17 protein-coding genes are annotated in these 19,734 nt (G+C 61.4%); 10 read left to right on the plus strand and 7 right to left on the minus strand.

Going from position 1 to position 19,734, the window contains the following annotated elements:
* The first annotated feature begins 75 nt into the window (after positions 1-75).
* From ACSAMW_RS16530 to ACSAMW_RS16570, 9 genes are all read left to right on the plus strand, one after another.
* Positions 76-693 carry an NUDIX domain-containing protein gene (locus ACSAMW_RS16530; RefSeq protein WP_500591212.1) on the plus strand — a complete coding sequence of 206 codons (618 nt, stop codon included), beginning with the start codon at positions 76-78 and terminating at the stop codon, positions 691-693.
* Entirely contained in the window at positions 684-1,136 is a 453-nt protein-coding gene (locus ACSAMW_RS16535; RefSeq protein WP_168084962.1) for a DUF1249 domain-containing protein, read from the plus strand. The genes ACSAMW_RS16530 and ACSAMW_RS16535 overlap by 10 nt, the downstream gene beginning before the upstream one ends.
* A gap of 140 nt (positions 1,137-1,276) precedes the next feature.
* A complete protein-coding gene (gene cpdA / locus ACSAMW_RS16540) occupies positions 1,277-2,089 on the plus strand; it encodes a 3',5'-cyclic-AMP phosphodiesterase (protein WP_500591213.1) in 813 nt (270 codons plus the stop codon).
* Between the two features lie 52 nt (positions 2,090-2,141).
* Positions 2,142-2,750 (plus strand): YqiA/YcfP family alpha/beta fold hydrolase, encoded by a 609-nt coding sequence (locus ACSAMW_RS16545; protein WP_500591214.1) that lies wholly within the window; start codon positions 2,142-2,144, stop codon positions 2,748-2,750.
* A gap of 29 nt (positions 2,751-2,779) precedes the next feature.
* On the plus strand, positions 2,780-4,684 hold the full coding sequence (parE, locus tag ACSAMW_RS16550) for a DNA topoisomerase IV subunit B (RefSeq protein WP_500591215.1): 1,905 nt from the start codon (positions 2,780-2,782) through the stop codon (positions 4,682-4,684).
* Complete coding sequence (locus ACSAMW_RS16555; protein ID WP_500591216.1) at positions 4,681-5,670, plus strand: esterase-like activity of phytase family protein; 990 nt, start codon at positions 4,681-4,683, stop codon at positions 5,668-5,670. Before parE ends, ACSAMW_RS16555 begins: the two co-directional genes overlap by 4 nt.
* Complete coding sequence (locus ACSAMW_RS16560; protein WP_500591217.1) at positions 5,667-6,185, plus strand: retropepsin-like aspartic protease family protein; 519 nt, start codon at positions 5,667-5,669, stop codon at positions 6,183-6,185. Before ACSAMW_RS16555 ends, ACSAMW_RS16560 begins: the two co-directional genes overlap by 4 nt.
* Before the next feature lie 10 nt (positions 6,186-6,195).
* A complete protein-coding gene (gene parC / locus ACSAMW_RS16565; RefSeq protein WP_500591218.1) occupies positions 6,196-8,454 on the plus strand; it encodes a DNA topoisomerase IV subunit A in 2,259 nt (752 codons plus the stop codon).
* A 162-nt stretch (positions 8,455-8,616) separates the two neighbouring features.
* Positions 8,617-9,321, plus strand: coding sequence for a PqiC family protein (locus tag ACSAMW_RS16570; RefSeq protein ID WP_500591219.1), 705 nt, complete (start codon positions 8,617-8,619; stop codon positions 9,319-9,321).
* An 86-nt stretch (positions 9,322-9,407) separates the two neighbouring features.
* On the opposite strand, the gene ACSAMW_RS16575 is transcribed toward ACSAMW_RS16570, so the two are convergent.
* On the minus strand, positions 9,408-10,922 hold the full coding sequence (locus ACSAMW_RS16575) for an AhpA/YtjB family protein (RefSeq protein WP_500591220.1): 1,515 nt from the start codon (positions 10,920-10,922) through the stop codon (positions 9,408-9,410).
* Positions 10,923-11,043: 121 nt separating this feature from the next.
* Between ACSAMW_RS16575 and serB the strand changes: the two genes are divergently transcribed.
* Positions 11,044-12,255 carry a phosphoserine phosphatase SerB gene (gene serB / locus ACSAMW_RS16580; RefSeq protein WP_168084942.1) on the plus strand — a complete coding sequence of 404 codons (1,212 nt, stop codon included), beginning with the start codon at positions 11,044-11,046 and terminating at the stop codon, positions 12,253-12,255.
* 67 nt (positions 12,256-12,322) lie between these two features.
* Here the strand turns inward: serB and betA are convergent, their stop codons facing one another.
* The 6 genes from betA to ACSAMW_RS16610 form a co-directional block, all read right to left on the minus strand.
* Positions 12,323-14,017: a choline dehydrogenase gene (betA, locus tag ACSAMW_RS16585; RefSeq protein WP_500591221.1), complete on the minus strand. Its 1,695-nt coding sequence runs from the start codon at positions 14,015-14,017 to the stop codon at positions 12,323-12,325.
* Positions 14,018-14,080: 63 nt separating this feature from the next.
* On the minus strand, positions 14,081-15,553 hold the full coding sequence (gene betB / locus ACSAMW_RS16590; protein ID WP_500591222.1) for a betaine-aldehyde dehydrogenase: 1,473 nt from the start codon (positions 15,551-15,553) through the stop codon (positions 14,081-14,083).
* Between the two features lie 68 nt (positions 15,554-15,621).
* The gene (gene betI, locus ACSAMW_RS16595) at positions 15,622-16,221 is read right to left on the minus strand and encodes a transcriptional regulator BetI (RefSeq protein WP_500591223.1); all 600 of its coding nucleotides are present in this window, start codon (positions 16,219-16,221) and stop codon (positions 15,622-15,624) included.
* 136 nt (positions 16,222-16,357) lie between these two features.
* Complete coding sequence (gene choV / locus ACSAMW_RS16600) at positions 16,358-17,593, minus strand: choline ABC transporter ATP-binding protein (RefSeq protein ID WP_168084938.1); 1,236 nt, start codon at positions 17,591-17,593, stop codon at positions 16,358-16,360.
* Positions 17,590-18,435: a choline ABC transporter permease subunit gene (gene choW / locus ACSAMW_RS16605; RefSeq protein WP_500591224.1), complete on the minus strand. Its 846-nt coding sequence runs from the start codon at positions 18,433-18,435 to the stop codon at positions 17,590-17,592. The genes choV and choW overlap by 4 nt, the downstream gene beginning before the upstream one ends.
* 62 nt (positions 18,436-18,497) lie before the next feature.
* Positions 18,498-19,445: a choline ABC transporter substrate-binding protein gene (locus ACSAMW_RS16610; RefSeq protein ID WP_500591225.1), complete on the minus strand. Its 948-nt coding sequence runs from the start codon at positions 19,443-19,445 to the stop codon at positions 18,498-18,500.
* Positions 19,446-19,734: the final 289 nt, after the last annotated feature.

Below are 19,734 nucleotides of genomic sequence, written 5' to 3' on the forward strand. Positions count from 1 at the left end.
CGGCGCTGCATTAGGCACGCGGGTTGCAAGTGTGTCAGGCACGTGTAACCCAAACGATGGGAAAAGAGGATTCGTATGACAGACGCTAACCATTCGGTGCCGACGAAAGTCGAGATCACCCGCCGCGAAAACTGCTTCAAGGGTTTCTACAAAGTAGACAAGCTGTTCCTGCGCCATGAACTGTTCTCGGGCGGGCTGTGCAAGGAAATCAGCCGTGAGCTGTTTGTGCGTCACGACGCTGTGTGCGTGCTGCCCTACGACCCCCAGCGGGACGAAGTGGTGCTGATCGAGCAGTTTCGCGTAGGGGCCATGGGCAAGGTAGCCAACCCCTGGCTGATTGAAATGGTTGCCGGCCTGATCGACAAGGACGAACAGCCCGAAGAGGTTGCACACCGCGAAGCGGAAGAGGAAGCTGGGCTGAAATTCCAGGCGCTGTGGCCGATAACCAAGTACTTCCCTTCACCAGGCGGCAGCGACGAATACGTTCACCTGTACCTGGGCCGGTGCTCCAGCGAGGGCGCGGGTGGGCTGCATGGTTTGGAAGAAGAAGGCGAAGACATCCGTGTACGGGTGTGGGCCTTTGAAGACGCACTACAGGCGGTACGCGATGGCAGGATCATCAATGCCGCCGCGCTGATTGCCATTCAATGGCTGGCGCTGAACCGCGAAGAAGTCAGGGGGTTGTGGAAGTGAATCTGTTGCGCGAACGCTACCGGGTCGACTTGGCCGGGTTGCAAGCGGCCTGTGAGGCCAACTATGCACGCTTGATGCGCCTGCTGCCCGGCATGCGCGGGGAGCAGCGTTTGCGCCATATTGGCCTGAGCCAGGGGGACCGGGCATTGGGCGTGATCAGCCTTGAGGTGATTCAGGCCAGCCCCTACACCACCACGATCAGTGTGAGCCAGAAGCACAGCCTGCCGTGGTTGCCTGTGCCTCGCATGGAAGTGCAGGTGTACCACGATGCCCGCATGGCCGAAGTGATCGGTGCCCAACACGCACGCCGCTTCCACGGTATCTATCCCTATCCCAATGCGGCCATGCACCAGCCTGACGAGAAAGCCCAGTTGAACCTGTTCCTGGGCGAGTGGTTGAGCCACTGCCTGGCGTGTGGGCATGAGTATGAGCATGTGAGGTAGCACATGTTGGACCGGGCAAAGCCCGGAACAGTCTTGCCAGGGGTAAACTGGGTCTTTGGCTGTTGGGATCACCACTCGATATCGCGCTTTTCTCCCAACCACACCATAATCCTAGGTGTATTCGCCCTAGGAGACGGCCCTTGCCTGACCGACATATAGCCCCCGATGCTTCGGTCCTGTTGTTGCAACTGACCGATAGCCACTTGTTTGCCGAAGCCGAAGGCACCCTGCTGGGCATGAACACGGCCGACAGCCTGCGTCAGGTCGTGGCACGGGTGATGGCCGAGCTGCCAGCGGTGGACTTGATGATTGCCACGGGGGACCTGTCCCAAGACGGCACGCTAGCGTCGTACCAGCGTTTTCAGGCCATGACCGCCTGCATTGATGCACCTCACCGTTGGATGGCAGGCAACCACGATGAAGCGGCGATCATGGCGGACCATTTCGGTACTACCCAATTGATGCAGCAGGTGGTGGATGTTGGCAACTGGCGTATCACGCTACTGGATTCGTCCGTGTCCGGGTCTGTGCCGGGCCGGCTGGCTGATGACCAGCTTCAAGTGCTTGAGAACGCCTTGAAGGGCGCGCCCGAACGCCATCATCTGGTATGCCTGCATCACCATCCGGTGTCCATCGATTGCAAGTGGATGGAGCCGATCGGCCTGCGCAACGCCGAGGCCTTCCTGGCCATCATCGACCGTTACCCGCAGGTGCGTGCCGTTCTCTGGGGGCATGTTCACCAGCACCTGGACCGCGAGCGCAACGGCGTGCGCCTGCTGGCAACGCCGTCCACCTGCGTGCAATTCAAGCCGTTAAGCGAAGACTTTTCCGTGGACCGTATTGCGCCAGGTTATCGTTGGCTGAAGTTGCACCCGGACGGGCAACTGGACACGGCTATTTCCCGCGTACCGGCGTTCGAGTTCGGCCCCTCGTTTGGTGGCAGTGGTTATTGAACATCGCTGCCTGCGATACACTCGGCTGTCATGATTTACCCACGGGGGCTGAATGTCCGCTTCTATCCTTTATATCCACGGGCTTAACAGCTCCCCAGCTTCGCAAAAGGCGCGCCAGCTGATCGCCGCTGCCCAGCAATTGGGACTCCAAGACCAGCTGCAAGTGCCGGCGCTGCATCATCACCCTCGCCAGGCTATCGCTCAACTGGAAGCGGCCATTGCAACGCTGGGTGAGCCACTACTGGTCGGTAGCTCCCTTGGGGGCTACTATGCGACCCACCTGGCTCAGCGCCACGGGCTGCGTGCGGTGCTGATCAACCCGGCAGTCAATCCTCACCAGTTGTTCGACGGCTACCTAGGCACGCTACAGAACTACTACACCGGTGAGGTGTGGCAACTGACCAAAGACCATGTGCAAGCCTTGGCCGAGCTTGAAGTAGCGCCGCCTGTGGTCGGCGACCGCCTGCAGGTGTGGCTGCAAACGGCTGACGAAACGCTGGATTACCGCCGTGCCCAGGCTTTTTACCAAGGCTGTTCGGTGGACGTGCGCCAAGGCGGCAATCACAGCTACGAAGGCTTTGCCGAGCGCTTGCCGGAACTGCTGCAACTGGCGGGCATTGATCCTGTACGCTGCGCAGCCCTCGACATCGCCACTTTGTAACCCTCCATAACGATTGACGAAGAGAACCCATGGCCACTCCCAGCGCTAGCTCCTATAACGCCGACGCCATCGAAGTCCTCTCGGGCCTCGACCCGGTGCGTAAACGCCCGGGCATGTACACCGACACCCAGCGGCCCAACCATTTGGCCCAGGAAGTCATCGACAACAGCGTGGACGAAGCGTTGGCTGGGCACGCCTCATCCATCCAGGTCATTCTGCATGCCGACCACTCCCTTGAAGTGATCGATGACGGGCGCGGCATGCCCGTGGACATCCACCCGGAAGAGGGCGTGCCCGGTGTGGAACTGATCCTCACCAAGCTGCACGCTGGCGGCAAGTTCTCCAACAAGAACTACCAGTTCTCTGGCGGCCTGCACGGTGTGGGTATTTCCGTGGTGAACGCCCTGTCCAACCTGGTACGCGTGCGTGTGAAGCGCGACGGCCAGGAATACGAAATGACCTTCGCCGACGGCTTCAAGGCCACGGACCTGAAAGTTATTGGCACCGTGGGCAAGCGCAACACCGGCACCAGTGTGTACTTTGCGCCGGACCCGAAATATTTCGATTCCCCCAAGTTCTCCATCAGCCGCCTCAAGCACGTGCTCAAGGCCAAAGCCGTACTGTGCCCCGGCCTGTCCGTTACCTTCGAGGACAAGGCCAGCGGCGAGAAAACCGTATGGCACTACGAGGATGGCTTGCGCTCCTACCTGGCCGATGCGGTCAGCGAGTTCCAGCGCCTGCCCGCCGAGCCATTCTGTGGCAGCCTGGCAGGCAACAAGGAGGCCGTAGATTGGGCCTTGCTGTGGTTGCCTGAAGGGGGTGACAGTGTTCAGGAAAGCTACGTCAACCTGATCCCTACCGCCCAGGGCGGCACCCATGTGAACGGCCTGCGCCAGGGGCTGCTGGACGCCATGCGCGAGTTCTGTGAGTACCGTAACCTGTTGCCGCGCGGCTTGAAGCTGGCGCCGGAAGACGTGTGGGAGCGCATCGCGTTCGTGCTGTCGATGAAAATGCAGGATGCCCAGTTCTCTGGCCAGACCAAGGAGCGGCTGTCGTCCCGAGAGGCAGCAGCCTTCGTATCCGGTGTGGTGAAGGATGCCTTCAGCCTTTGGCTCAACGCACACCCCGAGCTGGGCCTGCAGTTGGCAGAACTGGCCATCAACAATGCCGGGCGCCGCCTGAAGGCCAGCAAAAAGGTGGAGCGCAAGCGCATCACCCAAGGCCCGGCACTGCCCGGCAAGCTGGCCGACTGTGCCGGGCAGGACCCGGCCCGTGCCGAGCTGTTTCTGGTGGAGGGGGACTCTGCCGGTGGCTCCGCCAAGCAGGCCCGGGACAAGGAGTTCCAGGCCATCCTGCCGCTGCGCGGGAAAATCCTGAACACTTGGGAAGTGGATGGCAATGAAGTACTGGCCAGCCAGGAAGTGCACAACATTGCCGTGGCTATCGGGGTGGATCCGGGCGCTACGGACATCAGCCAGCTGCGCTATGGGAAAATCTGCATCCTGGCGGACGCCGACTCCGATGGCCTGCACATCGCAACCTTGCTGTGCGCCCTCTTCGTGCAGCACTTCCGCCCCTTGGTCGACGCTGGAAATGTGTACGTGGCCATGCCGCCGCTGTACCGCATCGACCTGGGCAAGGAAATCTACTACGCCCTGGACGAAGCCGAGCGCGATGGCATCCTGGACCGCCTGGTCGCTGAAAAGAAGCGTGGCAAGCCCCAGGTCACCCGCTTCAAAGGGCTGGGTGAAATGAACCCGCCTCAGTTGCGCGAAACCACCATGGACCCTAACACCCGCCGGCTGGTGCAACTCACCCTGGAAGACTTCGCGCACACCAGCGAGATTATGGACATGCTGTTGGCCAAGAAGCGCGCCAGCGACCGCAAAAGCTGGCTGGAAGCCAAGGGTAACCTGGCCGAGGTGCTTAGTTGATCCGTGTGGTGCTCGCCGTGGGGTTGCTGTCCGGCACTATGGCAGTCGCCCAGGCCGCGGCGGCTGTCCCAGAGCTCGCCTTCGAAGGTGAGTACCCCATTGAGGGTATGCGCGGCGGCAACCTGTCCGGTTTTGCACTGTGCGCGGGCGAGCTGTGGGCTGTGTCAGACCGGGACGATGACCAGGTGTATCGCATGGACAGGTCCGCAGCGGTATGGCAGAGCCAGGCCCTGACGTTCAAGGCCCCGACAGCGCCCGACATGGGCTTGCCCACAGGTATTGTCGCGCGCACGGTCGCAGCAGGCCTGGTACGCGGCGGCAGCCTGGACTTCGAAGGCATCGCCTGCGACGCACGCCAACAGCTGTACCTGGTGAGCGAGGCCAAGGCGGCCGTGTTGCGCATTACGCCAGGTGGCGACGCTGCTTGGCTGCCGCTGCCTGCCAGCATGGTGGCAGAGGCGCGCCAGCGCGGTATGCTTCACCACTTCAATGCCATTTTCGAAGGCCTTGCCATCGACCCGAAAGGGCAACGCCTGTGGCTGGCGGCCGAGCGTGAAAAGCGTGGCCTGCTTGCCCTGCAGTTCGGCGCTGATGGCTGGGCCTGTGGCAAGGCCTGCGTGTTGCTGAGCGAGGGTGGTTCAGAAGACGTACCGCCGCCTATGCGTACGGGTGCCAGCTATGCCAAGGATTTCTCCGACCTTACCTGGTTCAAGGGCAAGCTGTTCACGTTGGAGCGCAACGCCTACAAGCTGTGCCGCCGCGACGCCGACACCGGCGCGGTTGAGCGCTGCTGGTCCTTCGCTGACACGGGGCTGCAACCCTCCCGGCGTTATGACCAGCCGTACGGCCTGACCGAGGCACTGGCGCTGGACGATGCCGGCGCCTGGGTGGGCACAGACAACAACAACTGGGTACGCGCCGATGGCGAGCAGCGTCCTGTGGCCTGGCGGTTTGCCGCACCGGCCGGCGGTTGGGAGGCCCCTTGACGTCAGCACCGGGCCGGCAAGCGGGGCGTTGGCTGATGGCGCTGGCCTGGGTGGCCGGGCTGTTCCTGGCATCGCGTTTCTTCGGCGACTGGGAGCAGAAGCAGGAGAACCCCAACCGTGAGATAAGCTCTACCCATGGTGCAGGCTTTGTGGAAGTGCGCCTGCAAGGCAACCGTCAGGGCCACTTTGTGGCCGATGGCGGCGTCAACGGTCAGAAGGTCAGTTTCATGATCGATACCGGCGCGACCGAGGTAGCAATCCCGGCCGCCGTGGCCAGCCGCCTCGACCTGGACAAAGGCATGCCGGTGACCCTGAACACCGCCAATGGCGCAGCCCAGGGTTATCGCACGCGGCTGGCCAGCCTGGAGCTAGGTGATATTCGCCTGGCGCAGGTGAGCGCTGTCGTGGTGCCCGGGCTGCCGGGCGAGCAGATACTGTTGGGCATGAGTGCCCTGAAACGACTTGAATTCACCTTGCGCGACGGCACTATGCTGTTGCGCCAGAACACCCATTGATGAGGCTTGAATGAGCGAATCAACCGATCTCAGCCTGGAGGGCGTAGAGCGCCGGTCCTTGGCTGACTTCACCGAACAGGCCTACCTCAACTATTCCATGTACGTGATCATGGACCGCGCGCTGCCCCACATCGGCGATGGGCTCAAGCCCGTGCAGCGGCGGATCGTGTATGCCATGAGTGAGCTGGGGCTGGATGCTGACGCCAAGCACAAGAAATCCGCCCGTACCGTGGGCGACGTGCTCGGCAAGTTCCACCCCCATGGCGACTCGGCCTGCTATGAAGCCATGGTGCTCATGGCGCAGCCGTTCAGCTACCGCTATACACTGGTCGACGGGCAGGGCAACTGGGGGGCGCCAGACGATCCCAAGTCCTTCGCCGCCATGCGCTACACCGAAGCACGCCTGTCGCGCTATTCCGAGGTGTTGCTCACCGAGCTGGGGCAAGGCACGGCCGACTGGGTGCCCAACTTCGACGGCACCTTGGACGAGCCTGCGGTACTTCCGGCACGCCTGCCCAACATTCTGCTCAATGGCACCACCGGCATTGCTGTGGGCATGGCCACCGACGTACCGCCCCATAACCTGCGAGAAGTGGCCACAGCCTGTGTACGCCTGCTGGATGAGCCCAACGCAACCATCGAGCAACTGTGCGAGCACGTACCAGGGCCGGATTACCCGACCGAGGCTGAAATTGTCACGCCCCGGCACGAGCTGCTGAAGATGTACGAGAACGGCCGCGGCTCCATACGCATGCGTGCCGTGTACCGGATGGAAGACGGTGACGTGGTGGTGACGGCATTGCCGCATCAGGTGTCTGGCGCCAAGGTGCTGGAGCAGATCGCCGCACAGATGCAGGCCAAGAAGTTGCCCATGGTGGCAGACCTGCGCGATGAATCGGACCATGAACACCCCTGCCGTATCGTGATCATCCCACGCTCCAACCGTGTGGATGCAGCCGAGCTGATGCAGCATCTGTTTGCCACAACAGATCTGGAATCCACCTACCGGGTAAACATGAACATCATTGGCCTGGACGGCCGCCCGCAATTGAAAAACCTGCGTGCGTTGCTTCAGGAATGGCTGGTGTTCCGTACCCGTACCGTGCGCCGTCGCCTGCAATTCCGCCTGGACAAGGTCGAGCGCAGGCTGCACTTGCTCGAAGGCCTGCTGGTGGCCTTCCTCAACCTGGATGAAGTGATTCAGATCATCCGTACCGAGGACCACCCCAAGGCCAAGCTGATCGCCCGCTTCGGGCTGTCCGAGACCCAGGCCGATTACATCCTCGATACCCGTTTGCGCCAGCTGGCGCGCCTGGAAGAGATGAAGATCCGTGACGAGCAGGACGCACTGGCCAAGGAGCGCGACAAGCTGCTGGCATTGCTGGGCAGCGAGGCGAAGCTGAAAAAACTGGTACGCACCGAGATACTGGCTGATGCCAAGACCTACGGCGACGACCGCCGTTCGCCGATTGTTGAGCGGGCCGAAGCCCGTGCCCTGTCGGAAAACGAGCTGATGCCCACCGAGCCGGTGACCGTGGTGCTGTCGGAAAAAGGCTGGGTACGCTGCGCCAAAGGCCATGATATCGATGGCACGGCCTTGTCCTACAAGGCCGGGGACGGCTACAAGGCCGCCGCGCCTGGGCGCTCCAATCAGTACGCCGTGTTCATTGACTCCACAGGCCGTAGCTACTCGCTGCCGGCCCATAGCCTGCCTTCGGCCAGGGGGCAAGGCGAGCCGCTGACAGGGCGCCTTACGCCACCGCCGGGGGCACAGTTCGAATGCCTGCTGCTGCCCGATGACGACGCGCTGTATGTCATCGCCTCGGATGCCGGTTACGGGTTTGTGGTGAAGGGTGAAGACCTGCAAGCCAAGAACAAGGCCGGCAAAGCGTTGCTCAGCCTGCCCAATGGCGCCAAGGTCATGGCGCCTCGGCCCCTTAGAAACCGCGAGCAGGAGTGGGTGGCAGCTGTTACCACCGAAGGCCGGCTGCTGGTATTCAAGGTGGCCGACTTGCCGCAATTGGGTAAAGGCAAGGGTAACAAGATCATCGGCGTCCCAGGGGACCGCGTGGCGAGCCGTGAAGAGTACGTGACCGACCTTGCCATCGTGGCCGAAGGGGCCACACTGGTACTGCAGGCTGGCAAACGTACCTTGTCGCTCAAGGCCGATGACCTCGAACATTACAAGGGCGAGCGTGGGCGCCGTGGCAACAAGTTGCCGCGAGGCTTCCAGCGTGTAGACGCCCTGTTGGTCGAGCCCTCTGTCTAGATTCGGCCTCCTGGGCGGCTGCTTTCCGGCAGGCGGTCGTGGGAGGCTGGAGTCTGCCATGTTATTCACGGATGATATGGGCCCTGGGGCGCGCCCTGTAGGTGCGCCCGTTGGTATCGGCATTACTGCGGCCCTGCTCAACAGCGCCGCCTGGACGGGACAATGAATTTTCTGCGCCTACCTTTCGCTGTACTTCTGACCGGTGTGCTCGGCTTGGCCGGCTGCAGCGTTCACCAGCCGGTGGCGTTGTACCAGCTGGACAGCGGTAACCCTGGCCAGCCAAAACGTGCCAGCGGCATGGCGGTGCTATTAGGCCCGGTGTCCGTAGCCGACTACCTGCAGCGTGAAACCCTGTTGCAGCGGCAGAAGGACGGAAGCTTGCGCGCGGCCACCGATGGGCGGTGGGCTGGTAGCCTCACGGCCGACATCGACCAGTTGCTAGTGCGCCAATTGGCATGGCGGCTCGATACGCAGCGCGTCATGCTGGCCCCTGCCAGGGCGAGCTTCAGCCCGGACGCGCAGGTATTGCTCTCCATTACACGTCTGGACTCAGGCGGCAACCAACCGGCCGTTCTAGATGCCCAGTGGCGTGTGCTGGACCGTCGTGGCCAGGTACGTGCCAGCCGCCTGGTGCACCTGGAAGAAAAACACAGCGGTGGCACGGCGGCGCAGGTTCAAGCCCAAGGCGTGCTGCTGCAGCGGCTGGCTGCTCAACTGAGCGCTACCGTAAAACCCCTGGCCAGCCAGCCAGCGCTAGCGGATGAGCGCAAGCCCGTGCCCGCGCAAGTGGAAAAGGATGAGCCTGAAAAGCAGAAAATCCCGTTGGCCGTGCCCGTGCGGACGAAGGCCGAAGTGTTTCGCTTCTAAGTTTCGCTTCTAGGCTGTAGGGCCAGGCGAAGCCTGGGAAGGAGAAGGGGAGACTGCTTCAGTCAAGCCAGCCTCCCCAGCAGCTATTACAACCGCGTCCGCCGATCCGCTATCCGTGCCAGCTGACGCTCCAGCAAGGACGGGTAAGGCTCCAGCAGGCGCTCTACGCACGACGCGCCCTCAGGGCTGGCAATGGGGCGAATACGTGCACGCTGGCGGATCAGTTGGTCATCATTGACCCCGCGTTCCACCAACAGCAGGTTGCGGCTGTGTTGCGACAGGGCCAGTGCCGTGCGTGTCGGCTCGGACATAGCTACGGAAGCGTCGTCCATTCCATGAAGCTCATCAGCCAAGGCCAGGCCCAGTTGAAGCTGAAGCGTAATGCCGCTGTCCGCCACTTCGATCTGCAATTCATGACCCAGCGCTCGAAGCAGCTCACCGCAGCAAATGGCATTGGTCAGGTAGTCTTCACCACTGTCATTGGTGTGGAACAGCACCAGGCTGCTGCCATCGGACAGGTTGTGCACATGCCCCTGATACAGCGATGAGGCCTGGTTCAGGAAGGTGCGGTAACGCTCTGTCAGCTCATCCAGGCGGGCCTTGGGCAAGCGACGCAACTGCTCCTGGGAACCCAGTTGGACGGCCAGCACCACGCTGTACTGAGGTACAGCAGGGGCTGCAGGCGCAACTGGTGCGATGGGCGCAGTGGTAGGGCCAGGGCCTGGCACTGAAAGGTCTCCCAGGTCGGCGAAGGCGTCATCGTCCTCTTCGTCCTCATCAGCCAACACACGGCGGCCAACCGGCACAGTCACAGGTGCAGGCTTGGCAGCTGCCCCGGTAAAGGGCGCAAAGGCCGGCGCTGCATCTTCTTCATCGTCGAAGGCTTCAGGCACTGGCTCAATGGGTGGGTCTGGGGCGTATTTGTCGTGAAGATCCCGCGCCACATCGCCGATTTCATCCTGGCGTTCGGTCGCCGGGGTGTAATGGTCGATCTGCCGCAGCCATACACGCAATTGCAGCAGGGGCGTGGTGAGGTTCCGGCCCAGGCGAAGGCTGATGACCAGGGTCAGTACCAGCAGGATAAGGCACAGAATCCCCATGCTTTGCAGGCTGATGGCCATGGGCTGCTGGAACTGCTCCATGTTCAGGCTGACCTGCAGCGTGCCGGTGCTGACGTCCTGGAACGACAGTTTTTTCTCGTACAGGCCGCCTGAAAGCGTCAGCAGGCCAGGCTTGGGTTTCTGCCCCGCCTCGGCGACCACCCGGTTGTCTCCGCTGTAGATGGCCGCATGGGCCACCAGCGGGTTTTTCACTAGGTTGTTCAGCAACACATTGAGGCTGAGGATGTCATTGGACACCAGCAACTCGGTCGCAGACACGGCGGTTTGTGTGGTGAGGCTTTGACCTAGGGCATCGGCCTGGTCATGCATGGCCTGCTTGAACTGCAACCCCATTACCCCGGCGTAGATCAGCAGGGCAACTGCCACCAGAACGATGTTGTGGATAGCGATACGCAGCGCGATCGGTGAGCGGCGATGGCGCAAGGACCGAAAGATCAGCAGGAAGAAATTATCGTTTTTAACGGGCGTGGGCCGGTTCACTGCGCTCGGCTCCTGAGGCTGAAAGTGCTGCGCAGTATAACGACCGACCCCTGGTGTTCAAAGCGCGCCAGCCCTGGAAACTGGTTAGAATGCGCTTTTTTTGCCAAAACCGAGGTAGGCCGTGCGCGAATTCGTCCTGATCAACATCACTGGCGTGGATCGGCCAGGGCTAAGTGCTGCGCTGGTGGGTGTGCTGGCGGAAGGCGGTGCCAGCCTGCTGGACATCAGCCAGGCTGTGATTCATGGCACGCTCAACCTGGCCGTGATGCTTGAGCAGGCACCTGGGGTGTCATCCGAAGCGCTTCTGGAACGGGTAAAAACCGCCTATGCCACCTTGGATGTTACTGTTCGCCTTCAGCCACTGGACCTGCCTGCCTACGAGCACTGGGCGCTTGCACAGCGTGCGCCCCGGTATGTGCTTAGCCTGCTTACTCACGGCCTGAGTGCCGACCACGTGCATCGGGTCACGGGCATTGCGAACCGGCACGGGTTGGAAGTGGACCGCATAGACCGCTTGTCGGGGCCTGCTTACCTTGATAGCCAGGCACCCGCTACCCATGGCTGCGTGGACATTCTTCTTAAAGGCGTTGCCCATGACGCCCAAGCCCTGCGCGCCGAGCTGCTGGACGCCGCACGCGACCTGGGTGTGGACATTGCCTTGCAGGCGGATGACCTGAACCGTCGCCATCGGCGCCTTGCCGTCTTCGATATGGATTCAACCCTGATTCAGGCCGAAGTGATCGACGAGCTGGCCAAGGCCTATGGCGTAGGCGAGCGCGTGTCGGAAATCACGGAGCGTGCCATGCGCGGGGAGCTGGATTTTCGTGCCAGCTTCAAGGAGCGCATGGCCTTGCTCAAGGGGTTGGATGTAAGCGTGCTGGACGAGATCGGTGCCGGCCTGCGTTTAACCGACGGGGCAGAGGCCTTGTTTGCCGGGCTGCGTCGGCTGGGCTACAAAACGGCGATCTTGTCGGGCGGGTTCACCTATTTTGCGCGTCAAGTGCAAGCACGGCTCGGCATCGACTACGTGTACGCGAACGAGCTGCAAGTGGAAGATGGCAAATGCACCGGTGTGGCGGTGGAACCCATTGTGGATGCCCAGCGCAAGGCCGAACTGCTGCGTGAGCTGGCAGCGCGGGAGGGCGTCAGCCTGGAGCAGACCATCGCTGTGGGTGATGGCGCCAACGACCTGCCCATGCTAGCGCTGGCAGGCCTGGGCGTCGCCTTCCGTGCCAAGCCGTTGGTAAAGGCCTCGGCCAGGCATTCGATATCTACGCTAGGGTTGGAAGGGGTGTTGTACCTGCTCGGCGTCGAGGATCGGCTGCTGTCCTAGCTGATCAGCTAGGACAAGCCACTGCTACGGCTGTGGCTTGCCCGGTCCCATAGGAAGGGGTGCAGCCTTAGGCGGGTACTGCTCGCATGGGCGAGGTGCGTACAGGCGCATCGCCGGCAACGTAGTAGCTGGCCGTGCTGCGAGGCAGAGGCTGGCGGCCACGAATGCGGTCGGCGATTTTCTCGGCCATCATGATGGTGGGGGCATTCAGGTTGCCAGTGGTGATGATCGGCATGATGGACGCATCTACTACACGCAGCCCTTCCATGCCGTGCACACGGCCTTGATCGTCGACCACCGCCATATCATCCGTGCCCATCTTGCAAGAGCAGGAAGGGTGGTACGCCGTTTCGGCATGTTCGCGGATAAACGTATCCAACTCTTTATCGCTTTGCAGGTGGGCGCCGGGTGAGATCTCGCGGCCCCGGTACGGGTCCAAGGCTGGTTGAGCCATGATTTCCCGAGTCAGGCGGATGCCATCACGAAACTCCTGCCAATCCTGTTCGGTGGCCATGTAGTTAAACAGGATGCTGGGGTGCTGGCGTGGGTCGCGAGACTTGATGCGCACGCGGCCGCGGCTTGGGGAACGCATGGAACCCACGTGAGCCTGGAAGCCATGCTCCTTCACCCCTTTACTGCCGTTGTAATTGATGGCCACGGGCAGGAAGTGGTACTGGATATTGGGCCATTCGAACTCGGGCCGTGAGCGAATGAAGCCACCGGCTTCGAACTGGTTGCTGGCACCGATGCCCGTGCCGTTGAACATCCACTCGGCGCCAATGGCCGGCTGGTTCCACCAAAGCAGGGAAGGGTACAGCGAAACGGGCTGAGTGCACGCGTACTGCAGGTACATTTCCAGGTGGTCCTGCAAGTTCTCGCCCACACCGGGCAAGTCATGCACAACAGGCACACCCATCTCCTGGAGCAGGGCAGCCGGGCCTACGCCGGAGCGCTGAAGGATCTGCGGCGAGGCAATCGCGCCGCCACACAGCAACACTTCCTTGCGGGCACGGGCTTCGACCGGGCTGGTGCTGTCGCCCTCTAGATAGGCCACGCCTACCGCACGCTTGCCCTCGAACAGAATGCGGTCAGTCAGTGCGTGGGTCACGATGGTGAGTGCATCCCGTGCCTTGGCTTGGTCCAGGTAGCCACGTGCAGTGCTGGCACGGCGGCCTTTAGGCGTAACGGTGCGGTCCATCGGGCCGAAGCCTTCCTGCTGGTAACCGTTCAGGTCGTCGGTGCGCGGGTAGCCGGCCTGTACGCCCGCTTCGACCATGGCGGCGAACAACGGATTGTTACCGGCCTTGGGCGTGGTAACGCTTACGGGGCCGTCGCCGCCATGATAATCGTTGGGGCCGATGTCACGGGTTTCTGCCTTTCGGAAGTAGGGCAGGCAGTCCAGATAGGACCAGTTCTCCAGCCCTGGCAGCTTGGACCAGCCATCGTAGTCCAGGGCATTGCCACGGATGTAGCACATGCCATTGATCAGCGAGGAGCCGCCCAAGCCCTTGCCACGGCCACACTCCATGCGGCGATTGTTCATGTGGGGCTCGGGGTCGGTTTCATAGGCCCAATTGTAGCGCCGGCCTTGCAGGGGAAAGGCCAGGGCGGCTGGCATCTGGGTACGGAAGTCGGCGCGGTAGTCTGGGCCACCGGCTTCAAGCAGCAGCACGCTCACGTTGGCGTCTTCGGTAAGGCGGGTAGCCAGTACGTTCCCGGCCGAGCCGGCACCGATGATGATGTAATCGTATTCTTTGGTCATAGGGCACCTTTTGGATGCGGCGGCCTACCTGCCAGGAAGGCCGCGAGAAAAAATGACGCGCCTTTAGAACACGGACGCGTAGTCGCCCAGTTCCACCTGTACGGATTTGATGCGGGTGTATTGAGCGAGGGAGGAAATACCGTTTTCACGGCCTACACCGGACTGCTTGTAACCACCCACCGGCATTTGTGCCGGTGACTCACCCCAGGCGTTGATCCAGCAAATGCCGGCTTCCAGGCGATGAATGATGCGGTGAGCACGGTTCAGGTCTGGGGTGACCACACCAGCGGCCAGGCCGAAATCAGTGTCGTTGGCACGGCAGATCACTTCGTCTTCGGTGTCGTACGCCAGAATGCTCATCACCGGGCCGAAGATCTCTTCGCGCACAATGGTCATGTCGTCGCTGCAATCAGTAAATACGGTAGGCGCCACATAAGCACCTTGGGCGAACGCACCGTCTTGCAGGCGGCCGCCGCCACACAGCAACCGGGCCCCTTCGGCCTTGCCCTTCTCGATATAGCCCAACACGCTTTCCATATGCGCGAAGCTCACCAGTGGCCCGAAATTGGTGTTTTCGTCCAGTGGGTCCCCGGCACGAATACGTTTCACCCGTTCCAGCACCTTGGCTTCGAAGGCGGCTTTCAACTCAGCCGGCACGAAGACCCGTGTGCCGTTGGTGCACACCTGCCCGGAGCTATAGAAGTTGGCCATCATTGCGATGTCGGCGGCTTTATCCAGGTCCGCATCCGCGCACACGATCAGGGGTGATTTGCCCCCCAGTTCCATGGTGACTTCCTTCAATGACGAACTGGAAGCGCTGGCCATGACTTTCTTGCCCGTGTCGGTGCCACCGGTGAAGCTTACCTTCTCGATGCGGGGATGTTCGGTGAGCAGGTTACCCACTTCCCGACCACTGCCGGTGAGTACATTGAACACACCATCAGGTAAACCCGCTTCGGTGAAGATTTCAGCCAGCTTGAGGGTGGTCAGCGATGTCACTTCACTAGGCTTGAAGATCATGGCATTGCCCGCGGCCAGTGCCGGTGCGGATTTCCACAGGGCAATCTGGATGGGGTAGTTCCAGGCGCCGATGCCTGCAGTCACGCCCAAGGGTTCGCGGCGGGTGTAGACGAAGGAAGTGTCACGCAGCGGAATCTGCTCGCCTTCGATGGCTGGCACCAGGCCGGCGTAATACTCCAGCACGTCGGCACCGGTCACGATATCCACGTAACGGGTTTCCGAGTACGCCTTGCCGGTGTCCAGGGTTTCCAGCAGGGCCAGTTCGTCGTTGCGTTCACGTAGCAGGTCCACCGCCCGGCGCAGGATGCGCGAACGCTCCATGGCGGTCATCGCGGCCCAGACCTTCTGGCCCTTTTCCGCGCTGGCAACGGCTTTTTCCACGTCTGCCGCCGTTGCGCGCTGCACGTGAGCGAGTACTTCACCGGTGGCTGGGTTGATGGCGTCGAATACAGCGTCGCCGCTGGCGTCCACGTAACCACCGTTGATGTAGAGTTTTTGCAAGCCAAAACGGGCCATGTGATTCCTCGCGAAGTCCGGGGTGCCGTCGGCGTTGCCGAGGCACTGGGGTTGATGGCGAACGGGCCTCAGGCAGTGGGCGCGTGCTTCGCCAATTGCAGGTCTAGGTATTCGTAGGCGATGCGTAATGCCTGATCGGTGTCGAACGCATCGCCGGAAAGCGCGCCTCGCAGCCATAGGCCGTCGATCAGCGCTGCCAGCCCGCGGGCAGCATTGCGTGCCTGGGTGGCGGGCAGCACTCGGCGAAACTCGCAGCACAGGTTCGAATACAGCCGGTGATCGTTGATACGTTGCAGTCGGTGCAGGGAAGGTTGATGCATGCTGGCGGCCCAGAAGGCCAGCCAGGTTTTCATGGCTGGGCTACTCAGCTGGCTGGCGTCGAAGTTGCCTTCGATGATGATCTGCAAATGAGCACGCGCACTGCGGTCGCTCAAGGCCTTGCGCCGTGTGGCCACGCTGGTTGCCAGCGCGCGCATCAAGTAAGCCATGGTGGCCTGGATCAGGCCGTTCTTATCTTGAAAATAGTGGCTGATGATGCCATTGCTCACGCCCGCTGTTTTGGCGATGACCCCAATACTGGCGTCTGCCATGCCGACTTTGTCCACGGCGTGCAGCGTAGCCTCGATCAATTGCTGGCGGCGAATAGGCTGCATTCCAACCTTTGGCATCAGTGCGTTTCCTCCTGCTCCGGCGACACAGGGAGTCGACATCGGCTGCGCCAGTGTAGTTTATTTTGATTGATCGTTCAAATAACGAAAAACGACCCCGTAGGGTCGCTTTTAACTATTGCAGCAACTTCAGGCGTTAATTGGCCTTGCGCAGGGGCACCACGCCTTCGTTCGCCGGTGCCTCTTCAGCCGGGTGGCCCAGGCTTTTACCCAGCAGGGCGTGGTACAGCTCGGTATCTCCCAAAATGCCTACTACGCGGTTCTGCTCGTGCAGCACCAGCTTGTGGCCCGTGTGATAACGAATTTCCAAGGCGTCACGCATGCTCACTTCAGCGGCCACCAGTGTTGGCCTGCGCCCAAGGCTTTCGACCGGCTGGCCAGGCACCCAGGTCTGGATGTCCATAGGGGCATCGCCCAGGCGGCTGCCTTTAAGGGTGCTTTGCTCGCTTAATCCGAACCAGGCATTGCTGCCTGGGTCCAGGCAGATTTCGTTGTCCAGCCGCTTGCAGGCCGAAAGTGGCCGCATCAGGCTGCGCCCGCACAGCACGTTCAGGGGGTTGGTATGGGCGACGAAGGTACGCACGTAGTCATCGGCAGGGTTGAGCACAATCTCTTCGGGCCGTGAATACTGGATGATCTTGCCGTCCTTCATGATCGCGATGCGGCTCCCCAGCTTGAGGGCTTCATCTAGGTCGTGGCTCACGAACACAATGGTTTTCTGAAGCTTGCGCTGAAGGTCCAGCAGCTCATCTTGCAGGCCTTGGCGAATGAGCGGGTCTAGAGCGGAGAAAGGTTCGTCCATCAATAAGATATCGGCATCCATGGCCAAGGCCCGTGCCAGGCCTACCCGCTGTTGCATGCCGCCGGACAGCTCATCGGGTTTCTTGTTGCGCCATTGGGTCAGGCCCACCAGTTCCAGTTTTTCATCCACCAGGCGGCGACGTTCATCGCTGGGGCGGCCCTGCATTTCCAGGCCAAAGCTGATGTTTTCGCGCACCGTAAGCCAGGGCATAAGCGCGAATTTCTGGAACACCATGGCAATGCGCTTGGTGCGCATCATTTTCAGTTCGGCGGCTGAGCATGAGGCAATGTCGATTTGGCTGCCTTCGTGCTCCACGAACAGTTTTCCGCGGCTGACCGTGTTCAACCCATTGATACAGCGCAGCAAGCTGGACTTTCCTGAGCCGGAGAGGCCCATGAGCACGCAGATCTCGCCTTTGTTCACCTCCAGGTTGGCCTTCTCGACGCCGACCACCTGGCCGGTACGCTTGAGAATTTCTGGCCGGCTGAGGCCCTCATCCAGCAGCCGGAGGGCTTCCTTGGGCTGCTTGGTAAATACAACGTCAACGTCTTCGAAGCGAATGATGCTCATGCGTCACCTCCGACTTTCACATCGGGTTGTTTGCAGATGCGGTCCAGCATGATCGCCAGCAGCACAATGGCCAGGCCGGCTTCGAAACCTAACGCGATGTCGGCTGTGTTCAACGCGTTGACCACAGGCTTGCCCAACCCGTCGGCGCCTACCAGGGCCGCGATCACCACCATGGACAATGACAGCATGATGCACTGGGTCACACCCGCCGCGATGCTGGGCATGGCATGGGGCAATTCAATCCGGGCCAGCAGCTGCCGCCGTGAGCAACCGAAGGCTTTGCCAGCGTCCATCAGCTCCTGTGGCACGTCACAGATGCCCAGGTAGGTCAGCCGGATGGGGGCGGCGATGGCGAACACCACGGTGGAGATCAGCCCCGGCACCACGCCCAGGCCGAACAGGGTGAGGGTAGGGATCAGGTACACGAAGGTGGGTACGGTCTGCATCAGGTCCAGTATGGGGCGCATAAGGGTATAGAACAGTGGGTTATGCGCCGCAATGATCCCCAGCGGTACACCCAGCGCCACGCACACCACGGTAGCGAAGGTGACCTGCGCCAGGGTTTCCATGGTTTCCTGCCAGTACCCCAGGTTAAGGATAAGCAAGAACGACAGGGCCACGAAAATGGCCAGGCTGATCTTGCGCTGAATGAAATAGGCCAGCCCGGCAAAAATCACGATAAGTGCCAAGGGGGGGAACCAGGTAAGGGCTGCCGTAAGGCCGTGGATCATCGCTTCAAGGGTGGAGGCTATCCAGTCGAATACATTGGCGCCGTGTTGGGTAAGCCAATCGACGAATGCAGCGATGTGTTCGCCTAGTGGAAGTTTATGGTCTGTCAGCATGGTGGGGCACCTGCCTGCAAGGGGAGCGGTTCCCGGCAGGCTGGCTGCCGGGGGTTCAGCAGTTACTGCGTAAGTTTGGCCTTCACGGCCTCAAGCCCTGGCTTGCCATCGAGCGTGGTCACGCCAGCCAGCCAGGTGTCCAGCACCTGTGGGTTCTTTTTGAGCCAGGCCTTTGCGGCAGCGTCCGGCTTCATCTTGTCGTCCAGCACGTTGCCCATCAGCGTGCTTTCCATGGGCAGTGTGAACGACAGGTTCTTCAGCAACTGCCCTACGTTGGGGCAGGCTTGCGCGTAACCTTTGCGGGTATTGGTATAGATGGTGGCTTGCCCGAAGTTGGGGCCGAAGAAATCATCCCCGCCGGTCAGGTATTTGATCTTGAAGCGGGTGTTCATGGGGTGAGGCTCCCAGCCCAGAAACACGATACCGGTGTGGCGCTTCTGAGCCCGGTCGACTTGAGCCAGCATGCCCGCCTCGCTGGACTCCACCACTTTGAAACCGGCGTCTTTAAGGCCGAATGCGTTTTTATCGATCATCGACTGAATTAGCCGATTGCCGTCGTTGCCCGGCTCGATACCGTAGATCTTGCCGTCCAGTTTGTCCTTGAACTTGGGCAGGTCAGCGAAATCTTTCAGGCCGGCGTCCCATAATTCCTGGGGAACGGCCAGGGTGTACTTGGCGTTTTCCAGGTTGGCCCGCACGGTTTCCACCGTCCCTGCCTCGCGGTAGGCCTTGATGTCGTTTTCCATGGTGGGCATCCAGTTGCCCAGGAACACGTCCATGTTCTTGCCGTCGGCCAGCGACTTGTACGTCACCGGTACCGAAATCATGGTGGTCTTGGTGGTGTAGCCCAGCGCCTGGAGCACTGCGCTGGTAACCGCCGTGGTCACCGTGATGTCGGTCCAGCCCACGTCGGAGAAGTTCACGGTGCTGCATTGCGCCGGGTCCGCGGCCTGGGCGGCCAGCGGTAGGCACAACGCGGCGGCCAGCAGTAGCGATGGTGCAGCTCTCATCGGGTGAACTCCTTGTGTTGTCTAGGGGGCGCAAGCCGTTCATAGGGGCTGCAAGCCGGCGATTGCCCGGGCGGCAAAACGAGGCGGCCACGGCTCCGTCCAAACGATCATCCAACAGCGCCGGGCAAACGCCTACTGGGTGAGTCGCATCCAGTACAGGGAGGGTCGTATCCAGTACCAGTGAGGTCGTATCTGGCATTCGCCCTGCGCGGGGAGGCGTTTTGGCGTTGCGTTTTCAATGAAAACGACAGGTTTGGGGGGAGGCGTTGGCGAGCAAGGCCAAGTCGGT

Source organism: Pseudomonas sp. AB39(2026) (assembly GCF_059831485.1).

What these genes read in the sequence shown, in the direction of transcription:
- ACSAMW_RS16530 (WP_500591212.1), top strand. Translation starts at nt 76, where the DNA reads ATGACAGACGCTAACCATTCGGTGCCGACGAAAGTCGAGATCACCCGC.
- ACSAMW_RS16545 (WP_500591214.1), top strand. Translation starts at nt 2,142, where the DNA reads ATGTCCGCTTCTATCCTTTATATCCACGGGCTTAACAGCTCCCCAGCT.
- parE (WP_500591215.1), top strand. Translation starts at nt 2,780, where the DNA reads ATGGCCACTCCCAGCGCTAGCTCCTATAACGCCGACGCCATCGAAGTC.
- parC (WP_500591218.1), top strand. Translation starts at nt 6,196, where the DNA reads ATGAGCGAATCAACCGATCTCAGCCTGGAGGGCGTAGAGCGCCGGTCC.
- ACSAMW_RS16570 (WP_500591219.1), top strand. Translation starts at nt 8,617, where the DNA reads ATGAATTTTCTGCGCCTACCTTTCGCTGTACTTCTGACCGGTGTGCTC.
- betA (WP_500591221.1), bottom strand. Translation starts at nt 14,017, where the DNA reads ATGACCAAAGAATACGATTACATCATCATCGGTGCCGGCTCGGCCGGG.
- betB (WP_500591222.1), bottom strand. Translation starts at nt 15,553, where the DNA reads ATGGCCCGTTTTGGCTTGCAAAAACTCTACATCAACGGTGGTTACGTG.
- betI (WP_500591223.1), bottom strand. Translation starts at nt 16,221, where the DNA reads ATGCCAAAGGTTGGAATGCAGCCTATTCGCCGCCAGCAATTGATCGAG.
- choV (WP_168084938.1), bottom strand. Translation starts at nt 17,593, where the DNA reads ATGAGCATCATTCGCTTCGAAGACGTTGACGTTGTATTTACCAAGCAG.
- choW (WP_500591224.1), bottom strand. Translation starts at nt 18,435, where the DNA reads ATGCTGACAGACCATAAACTTCCACTAGGCGAACACATCGCTGCATTC.
- ACSAMW_RS16610 (WP_500591225.1), bottom strand. Translation starts at nt 19,445, where the DNA reads ATGAGAGCTGCACCATCGCTACTGCTGGCCGCCGCGTTGTGCCTACCG.